This window comes from Pauljensenia sp. UMB1177 (assembly GCF_030217965.1).
GTDB lineage: Bacteria > Actinomycetota > Actinomycetes > Actinomycetales > Actinomycetaceae > Pauljensenia > Pauljensenia turicensis_A.
On the sequence record NZ_JASOOV010000001.1, the window covers coordinates 708,417 to 722,079 of the forward strand.

The following is a 13,663-nucleotide window of genomic DNA, read 5'->3' on the forward strand; positions in this document are numbered from 1 at the left end:
GACAATACTAGAACATTGTTCTAGTATTGTTTCGGCTTGATTGTCTGCTCACTTTGGAAAGGATGTTTTAATGTGCGCCACTAACGAACAAAACGAGAAAGTCGAATCAAAAATAACGGGACTGTTTCCCCTGTTTTTGACGGTGTTACTGGCGTATATGGGGCAGATGATTCTTAATCCAATTCTGGCTCCGCTATCGCGCGAAATCGGGTTGAAGGAATGGCATATTGGCGCCACCATTTCGTTAGCAGCCGTAATGTTTTCTCTTACCTCCACCAGGTGGGGACGGGTCTCATTGCGATGGGGATCTCGGCGTATCTTGCTTATTGGCATGCTTGCCGGAATCCTGGCTCTAGGCGGATTCGCTATGGTGGTGTGGCTAGGATTTAAGGGTCTGCTCACCGGCATAGCGTTGATTATAGGAGTAGTCATAACTAGGGGCGTGCTGTACGGCGGTGCCATCGCATCAGTTTCCCCAGCCGCGCAAACCTACGTTGTGACTCATACCTACAGTGAGACGCAACGGGTAAAAGGTGTGGGAGTCTTGGGCGCTGCGCAAGGATTCTCGTCTATTCTTGGAGCCTTAGTGGGTGGCAGCCTTGCAGCTATAGGAGGCTTCATGATGCCCCTGCTGGTGATGCCTCTGGTCATGCTTTTAGGCGTTGCCGTTTTGCTTCTAACATTCAAACCCACAGGTGGCGAAGAAAAAGTCGCTCAACCGGCAAAAGTTTCCTACTTTGATTCAAGAGTATTCGTGTTCCTGGCTTGCGGTTTCCTCATGTTTACCGCTTTTTCTACCGTGGCTACACTTTTCGGCTTTTTGCTGCAGGATGTTTTGAAGCTAGCGGCCGGCGCCACAGCAGGGTTCACCGCTTTGTGCATGTCAATAATGGGTGTGGTGATGATACTGGCGCAGGCCTTGGTGGCTCCAAGGTTAAACTGGGGTGCTAAAAAACTCTTTAGAAGAGGATTAATAATCGTTCTTCTCGGGTTACTGCTCTTGGTTTATCCACTAAATCTTGGACTGTTCATCGTGGCCAGCATCTTGACAGGCTTTGGTCTAGGTCTGGCGATGCCTGGCTACAACACGGCGCCTACTTTGCAAATGAAGCCCGAAGAGCAAGGTGGGCTGGCCGGGTTGATTAATGCTAACAATGGTGCAGCCTATGTAGTGGCACCGATAGCCTCCACCGCACTTTACGGACTCTCTCCGTGGCTACCAATGACATGTTGCACAGTTCTGATAGCTGCGGCAGTTTTGCTGAGTTTTTATCATCCCGAGTTCCGCGAATAATCTCTTTATGATTAGAAGCAAAAACCATAAAAATCCCTGCTAAAGCGGTGTTGACTTCAGCAGAACTATGATGTCTAGTCGCTGCGAGATTCAAACAAACTCAAACGTCTCAAAAACCCATGTAAACACGGGGGCATTCAGCTCAATCGCTTGTAATGGTGTGTATATTCTTCTTGGTAATGACCCTGAAGCTATTGAGAACACCTGGTGCTATATAGGCAAGACAGAAAACTTTGTTGAGCGCTTACGCGATCGTGACAAAAAGAAGCCGCAGTGGGAAAGAGAGTCGGCGAACGAGTGAACAACGTCGACGAGGAGGGTGCCAAGCTTCCTGTCATAAACGCGCCGATAGCTTGCGCCAGGACGATGCTAAACACGAGTCCGAATGCGATGGCGAGCTTTTTCGCAGATGTGAATCTGTGGCGGCTTCTTGCGCACTCGGCCCGTGATCGTGGTGGTGTTCGTTCACGATGAGTTCCTTGTAGAAACCCGGCTCGTGAATCCCTCGTTCACTCTTGTAGGCACATGTCTGAGCAGGTGTTGATTTGGTCGAGGTGGATAGCGTGGTCGGCGGCTTCGGTGACGAGTTCGGCGTCGTGGGTGATGACGATGACGACGGCACCGGTATCGGCGAGTTTGCGCATCACTTGAGAGATTGCGACGAGGTGCTTGTAGCCAACACCCGAGGTCGGCTCGTCAAAGATGTAGACATTTTTGTTCGCTGCAAGTGCTGTGGCGATGACCAGGCGTTGGCGCTGCCCGCCAGACAGCGCTTGCGGATGATCGGACTTGTGCTCCGCAAGATCGAGTTCTTCAAGGATCGCCTGGGCGTCGATGTGTTGTTTTTCGGCTCTCGTTATCCCGAGCGTGACTTCGTCAATGACGGTGTCTGAGAACAGCTGCCGGGTGGGGTCTTGCATGACAAGGTATGTGTCCCGGCTGGCGAATTTCTGTCCATTGAGTGTGATGGATGCACCTTTGGCCTTTTCAAGTCCGCAGAGGATCCGTGCCAGTGTTGATTTGCCCGACCCGCACGGGCCCAACAGTGCGCTGATTTTCCCTGCCGGAAAGAGCACATGGTCGATGTTGAGAACCGTTTTCCCGTGCCGGTAGGCGAAGGTGAGATTGCTGATCTCCAGCCCATCTCCTGCCGGTTGCGGAAGTTGTGGCATAGACACAGTCACTAGGGATCGCAGTCCAAGCTGTTTGCGCTCCTCATCCGAGGTAGTGTAGAACTCTTCGCCGGTTGCGGTGAGGGCGATGTTACCTTTGTCGAAGCAATAGACGCGGTCGACGATCCCGGAAAGGAAACTTAGCCGGTGTTCAGCAATGATGATGGTGTGTCCATCGGCTTTGAGCCTGGCGATGAGTGTGGCGAGTTGGTCGATAACGTCAGCGGACAAGTTCGCGGTCGGCTCGTCAAAGACGATCAGCGACGTATTGTTGCACATGGCGACGGCGCAGGCCACGCGTTGCATCTGCCCACCCGACAGTTGTGTGACGCGGGATTCCAGCAGGTCGGCGATACCTAACTCGGCTGCAACCTCGTCAATGCGCGCACAAATCTCCTGCGGATCGCGGCCGAGGTTTTCTGGGCCGAAGGCGAGTTCTTGACGCACGTGAGTGGTGTAGAACTGGGTGCGCGGGTTTTGAAACACTGTCGAACAGTGGTGGGCAAGGCGTGGCAGGTCGGCTCGTGCCACGTCAATGTTGTCGACTGTGACGCTTCCGGTAAGGTCGCCGTCGTGGAAGTGCGGGATCAGCCCGTTAAACAGCCGTAGCGCGGTAGTTTTCCCAGACCCTGACGCGCCACACAGCAAGGTGACAGTTCCCGGCGAAATAGTGAGGTTGGCGTCATTGATTGAGGGGTGGTCTGCTCCTCGATAGGTGAAGGTGACGCCGGTGGCTTGGGCTGTTGTCATAGGACGATTCTCCATATCGCGAAGCCGATAACGATGAGCAGAATGCCTGCGTCGATCACACGGAATTTCACGACTGTGACTGAGGTGGGCTTTGCGGTTCCGCCCAGTCCGCGCACGAGGGCAGCAGATGCCAGTTCGTCCCCGCTGCGTACCACGGTCGATAGCAGCGGGATTGTGAAGTACTGGGCCGCGCGCAGGGAAAGCGTGGACATGCCGCGTAGCTTCATCGCATCTGAGATCGCTTTAACCTCGTGGCCGATCACGGGCAGCACACGTAAGGCAACCGAGATTGGGATCGTGAAACAGGTCGGGATCCGTGAGCTGGCGAGCGCTTTTTGCAAGGTTGCGGGTCGGATCACGCCGATCGCGTAGGCTCCCATTCCTGCGCTGACACTGAATCGCCACATCCACTGCAAAAACAGCACGAGGAACGCGCTGACCGTTGACTTCCACACCAGTGGTATCGCGAAGATGAGCCCGCCGGGGACCGCAAACGTGGCCAGGTAGACGGCCACCCAGCTCGGGCGCACGAGCGTGTTGGGGTTGATCGCAGCGCTCGCCAGCATCACGGCGGCGAATCCGCCCAGAGCACACACGAACCACGGCGAGTAGGCACTGTAGATCGTGGTGGAGACGATGACGAGCGCTACGATAATCGTGCGCGGGTCGGGAAGTTTAGACAAGACCGGCCCGTTCAAAGTGTTTGCGCGCGACCCTGGTTCCCAACAGACCAGCAAGCCAGCCAACGATGAGCATCACGACGAAGAAGCCCAGTAGAATCGGAATCGTGACAACCTGCGCCATCTTGGCGGCGTACTCTGCGCCCATTTGTTCGGCGATCTGCGACATATATGCTTTTTGGTTCATAAACAGCGGCATCCACGGGGAAACATAGATCGGCAGAATAAACAGTGCGTATGCCAGCGGGACGCGAACCTTCACGTTCTTCGGCCCCTTGGTGATGACTAGGTCGGCGAGCAGGCCGAACACAGCGGCCACCGCGATTCCTCCCACCCAGTGGCCGGTCACGAAAAAGAGGATTTCGACGAGGATCAGCATGATTGTCAATGCCCCCATCTTTGGGGTGCGTGCTGTGAACAGCGCAAAGATGATGCCGTTAACGAGGATAGAAAGCAAGAAACCGGCATACATGGCGGCGGGGATGAACCCGAGCATTCCGAACGCGAACACGATGACGAACATCAAAGCGGTGAAGACGCCGATGTTAATGAAGTCGCGCGTGTTGAGGCGCGAGGACGTGGGTGTGGACATAGTTATTCCTTTCACGATTGTGAACAGTGCTGTGTTTTAGACGAGTTGCCATCCGGCGGCGTTGATGCGCTCTTGCCAGAAATCGCGGTATTGACCCGGCTGGTTGACCAGCTCGTCGTGGCACCCGCGCTGGGCGATACGCCCACCATGGGAGAGCACAATGATTTGGTCGGCTTGGCGAATGGTTTCAAGTTTGTGGGCGATCACGATCAGTGTGGAGTGCTTGCGTAGCTCGTTCATCGCCGCAACAATGTTGGCTTCGTTTTCTGCATCCAGCGCGCTGGTGGCCTCGTCGAACAGCACAATTGGGGCTTTCTTCACCAAGGCGCGGGCGATAGAGACGCGTTGCCGTTCCCCACCTGACAGTGCGCGCCCGCCAGCCCCAGCCAGTGAATTCCAGCTGTCTGGGAGCCGGTTGACGATTTCGGTCACGCCCGACAGGTCAGCGGCCCACCTGATTTCTTCATCGGTGGCTTCGGGGTTGCCAAGGCGAATGTTAGCCTCGAGCGTGTCATTGAATAGGTAGACGTCTTGGAAGACCAGGGATATCTGGCGCATCAAATCTTCGGTGGTCTGCTCGCGCACGTCCACTCCGCCAACGCGCACGCTGCCGGACTGCACATCCCAGAAACGTGCAACCAACCTCGCGATTGTGGTTTTTCCGCAGCCGGAAGGGCCAACCAGGGCACACATGCCGCCTTGCGGGACATGGAAGGAAATATCGTGCAGCACCGGAGTGTCCGGATCGTAGCCGAAGGTGACGTCCTCGAAACGAACATCGCCAGGAGCGCTCACCGGTGTGGAGACATCGGGTTCGGACAGTTCGGGAGCGTCCATGACCTTGTCGACGTGATTCATCTGCTGGCGGCGTTCTTCCAGCCCGGTCATGCAGCCACCGATGTCTTGGAGCATGGTGGTGAACCGCAGGCACATGCCGATGGTGACCACAGCGTTCAACGCATTCATCTGCCCGCCGAGGGCGAGTTGGGCGGTCAGCCAAATCATTAGCACGACAAGCGCTTGGACGAACATTCCGTTTATCAGGTTCGCTAATGTTTCGATCCACAATGCTTTGCGGCTTTTGCGGTCAGCCTGTTTGAATGCCCGATCAAGGGCCGGGTAGTCGTCGGCGACGTGACAGGAACGCAATGCACCTTGGCAGGTGGCGAATTCGACCATGCGAGCCGCCAACTCTGACTCGGCTGGTTCGGAAACCTGCTTACCTTTATCAAGAAGCACGCGGGAAATATGGAGGAAGGCGAGCATGATCGGGAAGGCGATCGTCAAGGTCAGTCCCAGCCGCCAATCCCAGAACCACGTGCCCACAGTGACTACGAGCACGGCCGAGAGTTTTTGGACGAGGGCGAAAATGAAATGTGCCGCTGATTCGCCCAAGTTCATCATTTCCTGGGTGACCATGCGTGACAGCCGTCCAGAACTACCCGAATCGAACACTCCCAATGGTAGGCGGGCTACCTTGTTGCCGACCGCTTGGTGGACGTCGTGAATGAACCCGAGCGCGCCGATATAGCCGGTGCGCATGCCATAAAACTCCGTGCCCACGCCCAGCACCGCGATTACCACCAAGGCGATGAGCCAGCCCCAAAACGACAGCCCCCACACCGGCATTCCGGTCGCTAGGGCACTTGCTGCGGGAAGCAAAGTCAGCAGGGCAAAGCCGTGACACAGTCCTGAGACCGCACCCCACGCTTGACCGACCGAGAGGTCTCGCCACGAGGCGGGTTCCATCAAACGCTTAAAGCGTGGCAGCAATAGTTGATTCATCGTGTCATCTCCTCGCATGCACCTTGGGCAAGAAGTGCCTGATAGTGCGCATTACCCACCAGGTCGTCGTGCGTACCGACCACAGCAATGCGCCCGCGTTCCATGACGACGATTTGGTCTGCCCCTCTGATCGAGGCCAGTCGGTGGGCGATCACAATCACGGTTCTGCCTTTGGCAAGAGTCGAGAGAGCTTGTTGGATTTTCGATTCCGATTCCGGGTCCGCCATCGCCGTCGCCTCGTCCAGCACCAACACTGGGGCATCAACCATGAGCGCCCGGGCGATCGCGATACGGGCTGCCTGCCCGCCCGAAACGTGGGTGTCCTCCCCCAACACGGTGTCGTAGCCATCTGGCAGGCTCATGATGAACTCATCGATCTGCGCTGCCCGCGCCGCCTGCCGCACCTGATCCAAGGTTGCGTCTGGCGCGCCCAGGGCAATGTTGTTGTGGATGGTGTCGCGAATAAGCTGTGCATCTTGCAGGACAAATGCGACCGTCGAATACAACACATCCTGGGAAATGCTCTTTAGATCAACCCTGCCGATGGTGATCATGCCAGCGTCCGGGTCATCGAAGCGGGCCATCAAACTCGCCAACGTCGACTTCCCCGCACCCGACGGACCAACCAGCGCGGTCACCGTGCCTGCCGGAACGCTCAGGCTCACCTCGTCTAATGCCTGGGTGTCGTCATAGGCATACGACACACCCCGAATCTCAATATCATGACCGTGTGGTGTCTGTGGCGCATCGGGCTGACTCAACGCCGGTAGCTCCATGACGTTCACCAGCCTCACTGCCGCAGACCCTGCGAGCTGGTACGACCAGGCGATCGTTGCCACCGTCATCAACGCTCCCGGCAACACCAAGGCGATCAACGTCGTCGTTATCACCTCGTAGATGCTCACCCAACCGGCGTTCATCATCAACGCGCCACCGCCAAGGTTCACGATCAACAACACCGGGATCGACACCCACGAAAATGAGGCGACCGACATCGACACCAGCGGCATACACCACGCCCGGTAGAACTTAGAAAACTCGTTAGCTGCATCTAAATAGGCTTTATGTGCTTGGCCAACCTTGCCGAACGCTTTCACCACTGAGATACCGGCAACGAACTCGGCCATCGTTGCCGAAACCTGAGCGAGCTTGGTGTCCATTTGGGCGGTCTTCTCATTCATCCCACGCATCGACATGCCATACATGCCCACATAGAGCGGGATCGTCGCAATCGACAGCAACGCGAGTCGCCAATCCACCACAAACGCATATATCAACAAGGCGAGCGGGGATACGATCGCGTTCAGTTTCTCGATCGGCCCGTGCGCGATCACTGTGTGCACCGTGGACGTATCATCCTGAATGGTCTTGCGGATCTTCCCCTCACCCTCGCGGGTAAACCACGACAGCGGAGCAGTCGACATTCGGGCGGCAATTTGCCGACGCATCTGATTACGCAACGACAGGTCAATAAAATGCGTCACGCCCAATGCAACAAAATATAAGGTCAACCGGGTCATGTATGCGCTGACGAGAAGCATGACAATCCAGTTCACCCGCGCCGGGTCCATCTGGTCTTGCATAAGTTCTCTGCCAAGCTCCACCAGAGCCACATACGGGGCAATAGCTAACACACCAGAGAGAAAAGCCAAAACCTGCGCGACGAACAGCTTGCCTTTCACCGGCTGCGATAGCTGACGGATTGCGTTCTGGCCAGCGACAGATTTTTCCTTCGCGGACCCATACTCACCGTCAACAACCTGATCCATTGCACTATCGTCCATGCAAACACCATCCTTCTTAGGCAAGGCTAATCTTATCTAAATTCTGGGAGGTGTACTTAACTGTGCACGTCAACCGCTACAACATCATCCTTGCAGGGCCATGCTCACCTGTTCACCGGTACGGAATACGAACCGGATCCCGTCCTCGTCTACGATGGCGTGGTCGATCAGTGCGCTCCACTGCGCGGGGCGAAAATCGTTCACAGGTTCGCCCGCCAGATCGCCTAGGGCTGTGGTGACGGCGGCATGCTTGGCAGTGTTCGCTGCAATATCTGCCTCTAGGCTCGCTTTGCATGCGAGTGTCTTACGGTAGGCAGTATCGAGCTCTGTGTACTTGTTTTGGTAGGCGTCTTGGTCGAGCGCGCGTTGCTGGTTTTTCGCTATCAGTGCTTCGATCTGCTCAGTGAGTTCCACGATTTTTGTTTGGCAGGCGGCGGCTTGTTCTTCCAAACGGCTCGTATCAAACATGGAGTCAAAGATTTGCAGTAGGTGGCTTTGCCGTGGCTGGCGGGCGATCAGTAGGTTGAGCGCTTGGACGAAAGCGTTCTTGATATCTTCGTCCTTCACAGTCGCGCTGTTGCAAGGGTGTCCGCCTGTGTATTTGTGGTTGCATTGCCAGACTGTGTACTTATATTTCGTGTTCGACGCCCACGTTTTACGCCCATACCACGACCCACACTGCGCACACTTGAGCCTGGTGGAGAACAAGCCGACCTTCGCTGAGGATATGTTGCCGTGTCGGGTGGCGAGTTCGTATTGCACCTGATCTCAGATACGCGGTTCGATGATTGGCTCGTGATTGCCTGTTACGTAGTATTGGGGTACTTCGCCTTCGTTGACCTTCATCTTCTTAGTAAGGAAATCGGTGGTGAACGTCTTTTGAAGCAGGGCATCGCCTTTGTATTTTTCATTCGACAGGATGGAGCGCACCTGAATGTTACTTAACCCGATGGTTACACACACGCATTGGTTATCAAATCCGATGTCTTAATATCTTGTAACCGGCCACAAGGTTGTTCCCTTGTGGTCGGTTTTAGTGTCGGGCCGGGAATCGAAATGGGCCCACTGTGCCACGGTGTGGCACTGGGGATCCCGTCGCCCGCTCCACTTAGACGTCGGATTTGATAAGTACCCTTTTGCGTTAGCGAGTATCGCTTAGGGGGGTGTGAAAAATCGTCTGCGTTAGCGGGTTTGGGTTTTGCGTTACCTAAGCTTCCTCGGCAGGGAGACCCCGGATTCACTAGCCCCATTTGGGAAAATGGTATTGGCGAGGCCGGCAAAGGCGTCCTCCATCCTTCCCTGTGGACTAAGCCTATCCCGGAGCTATCGGCCGGTAAGCAGCGGCGAGCCCAAATTGCGTTAGCGCTGGCCATCTCTCCCGCCTTGCGCATAATTGATGAGCCCATTAACTACCTGGACTTGGAGACGATGCAAGCCCTGGAAGAAGCCTTGCGTGATTGGGAGGGGCGTTAATCGTAGCAAGTCATGACAGGTGGCTGATCAACCATTGGAAAGGTAGAAAAATTTATATTCACTAGCGCTTGCTATAGTTTTCATCTTTCATAGATATCGTGGCGGTGTCCTAAGTCAATCGCTAGGATCAGCATCTGTGAGTCCACGATGTCGCAGATAACCCGGTAGTTTCCCCACGCGATAACGCCAGTAGCCGGTTAGTTCGCCTTTCAGGGCTCTACCTTTTGAGTGGGGGTTATCTAGCTGGCTAAAACAATATGGAGTTCTTTTAGGATTTGGAGTGGCCTAAGAATTAGGTCCACGTGGTTTAAGCGTTGACCGTGTTTTCTTGTCTCCATTGTTCCGCATATTGTCGTGGGCTGAGGTAGCCCAGCGAGGAATGCGGATGGAAGTCTTTGTAACGTCGTGACCGCAGATCTACGAGCGGGCGAGCGTGTTCCAGGTTCTCGATACTGTTGTCCTCTAACAGCTCGTCTCTCATCCGGTTGTGGAACGATTCAACGAACCCGTTATGCCAGGGCTGACCGGGCGTGATTCAGCTGATCCCAACGCAAAAATTTTCGTGAATTCGTGATGACAGGTGATGACAGATATTTATGTGCTGCGTGGAAGAAACGGTAGAGGAGGTGAGGGGTTGCCCTTGTTTATAAACCAGTTAGATCCTTATAGTTCCCATCTGTATTAATATCTAGATCATTCTCGAGAGTAATCTGGTAGATGTCTCTGGTTAGTGCTTGTGAATGTCAGCGGGCAAACTTTCCAGAGGAGTTTTGACGCATGGCTTGCAATGCAAAAGTTCTAGCACCTTGTAATATTTTCGGATATTTTTGGCAGATTCTTTTTAGGTCACCGCTGTTAAACACTACTTGGTCGGCGGACGTTGAGTTGTAGTGTATTTGGTCAACAAAGAACCCTCGACTATAACGCTTCCAAGGTGTCAATAGGGAGAGCAGCCTGCTATGTGGAAAAGTTCCGGTAGTAGTTTTTAGACAGGAAAGTCCCGACTCCTCCCTTCTCGGGAAGAAAAGAAGTTCCAGAGTCCCGGTATTTAGTGTTGCCCGGCGACCTCCTGCAGTACTCGGATAATCTAAAATCGTCCAATACCGTCCTTCAAGCTTGATAGCTTCGGGAACCAGATTTGTTAATGCAAAAACCAAATCAGCGAGAATGAGATCTCGGTATTCATCAGGAACCTGTTTTAGAAACTTCGAAGGTTCATTTCCTAAGGGAGGTAATTTTTCTTTGGTGCCGCACAAATCGTAGGGGCCATCTCCAAGTACCCAAGAATGTTGTTCCTCCACCGTTATCTCTTTATCCAGTTTTGAGGGTTGATTGTGACCTAAGTTCAGAGCGCGATTCCGCAAGGGCTTACCAGATTCCCGAAATCTGCGAATTTCGTTATTTTTTATCTTCGTCAAATTTAAGTTTTCGGGTACGGGCATAAACCATAACCTCTCTATGTCATCCCAAGCTTCATGATGATTGGTGTGACCATGCCGGTGTTGAGCAAAACGCGTCGCTACGTTCTGTGCCTGACCGACATAAAACTCGCCGTTGAAAAACTGGAGGACATAGATACCGCGGCGTAATTCTGGAATTAACGCCGAAATCGACTCCAACTGGGAGACATTAAAACGCAAATACTTAAGGTTCATTTGACCAAGACTTGTCCTATCAGAAGAGGTCATCGTGAGATCCGGTTCGGGTGAGTACCAGAAGCAGCTCGCTTCGCTCTATACGGTAGATCAGTAGCCAACTTTCGTGTTAGATATCCAAATTTTAGTGTTAGCTTGATTTTTTGTGTCTTGTAAATTTGCAGATAAGTCAGGTATAATCGACGGAGATCTGGGTTCTTGTGTGTGTAGAATCCGGATTCAATCCAGAAAGGGGAAAATTGTGATTCTTGATAGACCTCGGCATAGATTGTTTCTTGCCGGCAGCCTAAGTTTATTTTTAGCCTTGAGTGCTACTTTCCCCGCTTCTGCTGCTGAGGGCGCGCAGTCGACCGTAGTTAATACTGTAGAAAGCGGCGAAGATCCGGCAGTTAACAATCTGCACGAAACCAAAAATTATGTTAATTCAGACCTCTCGGTTCTTCCTGATAACGTGAATTGGGATGGTAGCCGTAAAGGAGTACCCGATACTAATACTTTTGATGAGGCTGTTAAACTGCCAAACACTGCTACCCCATACAGTGTTGTAGATATGCAAAAGTTTCCAGGTGTAGATGAGCCTCTTATTTCAAATGCTGAAGAGTTTGGCTGGGATTTAAATATGGGTGCGATCAGTATTTCCAAGGAGGGGAAAGCCTTTACTGAGGGCACCGGTGAATCGGGAATTATTAATCCGGAAAATAAGCAAAATATATTTTGGTTCGGAAAATACCGTGAAACTCCAGAACCAGAAATTAAGAAAGACGAGAAAACAAACTCGATTGCTGAGCGGGCATGGGCTCCCTGGATTGAGGCCAACCCAGGCTATTTTGAAGGAGCTAAGCTATCAATTGCCACCGGTGAGCACTGCAAGGCAATCAAGCAACCATTTGAAACTCAGACGTTTTGGGAAAAATGTGATAGTCCTGAGGCTGATAAGAGCACAAAGCAAGTCTTTGAAGATTACAGCGCAGGGAAAATCGGCATACATACGATGTTGGCTCGTGCAGATTTGAAGAATGGTACGCACCTTATATTTTCTTTTGATCGTATAGTTTATCCTCGGTTTAATTCCGGGGTTAAACAGGCAGTTGATGTCACCCCTGGAAGTGAAATAGTTATTACTCCGTCTTGGGTGTCCAATGGAAAAGAGGGTGGTACTGACCAGCTGCAGTTGCGAATTTATGACGCTACTGGAAAGCAGATGTCTGATTTCCCAGACTGGAACACAGATCGCCCGGTAATGCTTTACGAAGGTGATACCAATAGGCCAGAAGTTGGAACTCAAGGTTTCGTTTGGAAAGTCCCGGAAGGGGTAACCCGAATTTTCACCAGCTTCCGCCAGGCAGATGAAACTAAGGATCATACTGCTCTTGCAGAGAAGAGTGCGGTTGCTCTTACCGGCTTTACTGGTGCAACTGTCACCACCGGATCGCATCTCACTATGTCCAGCGCGGCTAGCAATGATGCCTCGAAGCAGTTTGTAAATAAGCCTTTCGATTTCTCCTTGGAGATTGTAAATAACGGCTTTGCGGCGACTGCAAATGGAGAGTTTTCTGCGACTCTACCTAAAGGCGTTACTGCAAAGGCGGTATCTGTGCTAGCGGGAGATAAAGAAGTACCGGGAACGATTCAAGATGGGAAAATTACTGTTCCCCTAGAACAAATTGAAGTTAGGCAAAAAGTAGTTATTAAACTGCATGGCTTAGTTCTTCCTGATACTAAAAAGTGGAATCTGGAAAATCCGCAACTGGCATACAATACCTTCGCATTAAACGGGGGTTACACCGATGCTGCTGAGTTCCAAGATCGGTTCCATATTGTGCATCCTTATGAGATTTCGTTGATGGCAAACGAGGTGTCTAGTGTAACCTCGTCAACGGATTCCAAGCCCGTCAAGAAGAAAGCCGCGGTTAAGGGAGCCTTAGCGCGAACTGGCGCCATGTCAACAGAAATTATGGCGTTAGCTACGATCTTCAGTCTAGCTGGGATTACGTTACTTTTCGTTCGTCGTGAATACGAAAAATAACGTTTAAGGTAAGGGCTCTGGGTGTTATTCCAGAGCCCTTACCTATGTCCGACAGATGGGCATTAGCCCCAGATTCGCCAACTAGTGAAACTCCCTACAAGCCAAGGACTATCCCGATGTAAAACCATATTTATTCAGGTAGGACTTAAGTCCAAGTCGCTTCAAAAATTTCGGGTATGCTGAACTTAATTTTCGGATACCCGAAATTTTAGGAGAGGTGAATATGGAAAACGTTGCCAAGATCCTCAGCGATGCCGGGCTGGAAAATCCTGCAGTAACTGAGTACGTAGCGTACTGGGCCGGAATTACCGAACCCGATGCCATTGAAGTCATTTCCGCAAAGGATGACGATCGGCTCATCACCGAAGGCCTAGCCACCGGTGAAATCGCACCTGCGGGCGAGGGACTCTACTACTCCCGCTCCTACTACAAGGACACGGCGCGCAGCGAGG

Annotated in this window: 12 protein-coding genes and 1 pseudogene; 3 read left to right on the top strand and 10 right to left on the bottom strand. The window is 52.8% G+C overall.

Annotation, left to right across the window (positions count from 1 at the left end; all coding sequences use genetic code 11):
• Positions 1-70: 70 nt before the first annotated feature.
• Positions 71-1,294, top strand: a complete 1,224-nt coding sequence (locus tag QP442_RS03150; RefSeq protein ID WP_006680337.1) for an MFS transporter — start codon at positions 71-73, stop codon at positions 1,292-1,294.
• A 509-nt stretch (positions 1,295-1,803) separates the two neighbouring features.
• Here QP442_RS03150 and QP442_RS03155 read toward each other — a convergent pair.
• The 10 genes from QP442_RS03155 to QP442_RS08650 form a co-directional block, all read right to left on the bottom strand.
• Positions 1,804-3,216 (bottom strand): ABC transporter ATP-binding protein, encoded by a 1,413-nt coding sequence (locus QP442_RS03155; protein ID WP_285069581.1) that lies wholly within the window; start codon positions 3,214-3,216, stop codon positions 1,804-1,806.
• On the bottom strand, positions 3,213-3,899 hold the full coding sequence (locus QP442_RS03160; protein ID WP_103632985.1) for an energy-coupling factor transporter transmembrane component T family protein: 687 nt from the start codon (positions 3,897-3,899) through the stop codon (positions 3,213-3,215). Before QP442_RS03160 ends, QP442_RS03155 begins: the two co-directional genes overlap by 4 nt.
• The gene (locus QP442_RS03165) at positions 3,892-4,488 is read right to left on the bottom strand and encodes an MptD family putative ECF transporter S component (protein ID WP_103632986.1); all 597 of its coding nucleotides are present in this window, start codon (positions 4,486-4,488) and stop codon (positions 3,892-3,894) included. Before QP442_RS03165 ends, QP442_RS03160 begins: the two co-directional genes overlap by 8 nt.
• Before the next feature lie 36 nt (positions 4,489-4,524).
• Positions 4,525-6,273, bottom strand: coding sequence for an ABC transporter ATP-binding protein (locus QP442_RS03170; protein ID WP_285069582.1), 1,749 nt, complete (start codon positions 6,271-6,273; stop codon positions 4,525-4,527).
• Complete coding sequence (locus tag QP442_RS03175) at positions 6,270-8,057, bottom strand: ABC transporter ATP-binding protein (RefSeq protein ID WP_285069583.1); 1,788 nt, start codon at positions 8,055-8,057, stop codon at positions 6,270-6,272. The genes QP442_RS03170 and QP442_RS03175 overlap by 4 nt, the downstream gene beginning before the upstream one ends.
• Before the next feature lie 84 nt (positions 8,058-8,141).
• A complete protein-coding gene (locus tag QP442_RS03180) occupies positions 8,142-8,819 on the bottom strand; it encodes a zinc ribbon domain-containing protein (RefSeq protein WP_285069584.1) in 678 nt (225 codons plus the stop codon).
• Positions 8,820-8,825: 6 nt separating this feature from the next.
• Positions 8,826-9,020, bottom strand: coding sequence for a recombinase family protein (locus tag QP442_RS03185; protein WP_141089643.1), 195 nt, complete (start codon positions 9,018-9,020; stop codon positions 8,826-8,828).
• Positions 9,021-9,837: 817 nt separating this feature from the next.
• A complete protein-coding gene (locus QP442_RS08695) occupies positions 9,838-10,065 on the bottom strand; it encodes an integrase core domain-containing protein (RefSeq protein ID WP_103632990.1) in 228 nt (75 codons plus the stop codon).
• Positions 10,066-10,273: 208 nt separating this feature from the next.
• Positions 10,274-11,218 carry a GIY-YIG nuclease family protein gene (locus tag QP442_RS03190; RefSeq protein WP_285069585.1) on the bottom strand — a complete coding sequence of 315 codons (945 nt, stop codon included), beginning with the start codon at positions 11,216-11,218 and terminating at the stop codon, positions 10,274-10,276.
• Positions 11,205-11,279, bottom strand: a complete 75-nt coding sequence (locus tag QP442_RS08650) for a hypothetical protein (protein WP_336619950.1) — start codon at positions 11,277-11,279, stop codon at positions 11,205-11,207. Before QP442_RS08650 ends, QP442_RS03190 begins: the two co-directional genes overlap by 14 nt.
• A gap of 147 nt (positions 11,280-11,426) precedes the next feature.
• Between QP442_RS08650 and QP442_RS03195 the strand changes: the two genes are divergently transcribed.
• Positions 11,427-13,211 (top strand): hypothetical protein, encoded by a 1,785-nt coding sequence (locus tag QP442_RS03195; RefSeq protein WP_285069586.1) that lies wholly within the window; start codon positions 11,427-11,429, stop codon positions 13,209-13,211.
• Positions 13,212-13,434: 223 nt separating this feature from the next.
• A pseudogene (locus tag QP442_RS03200) lies at positions 13,435-13,663 on the top strand (phosphoenolpyruvate carboxykinase (GTP)); the annotation flags it as partial.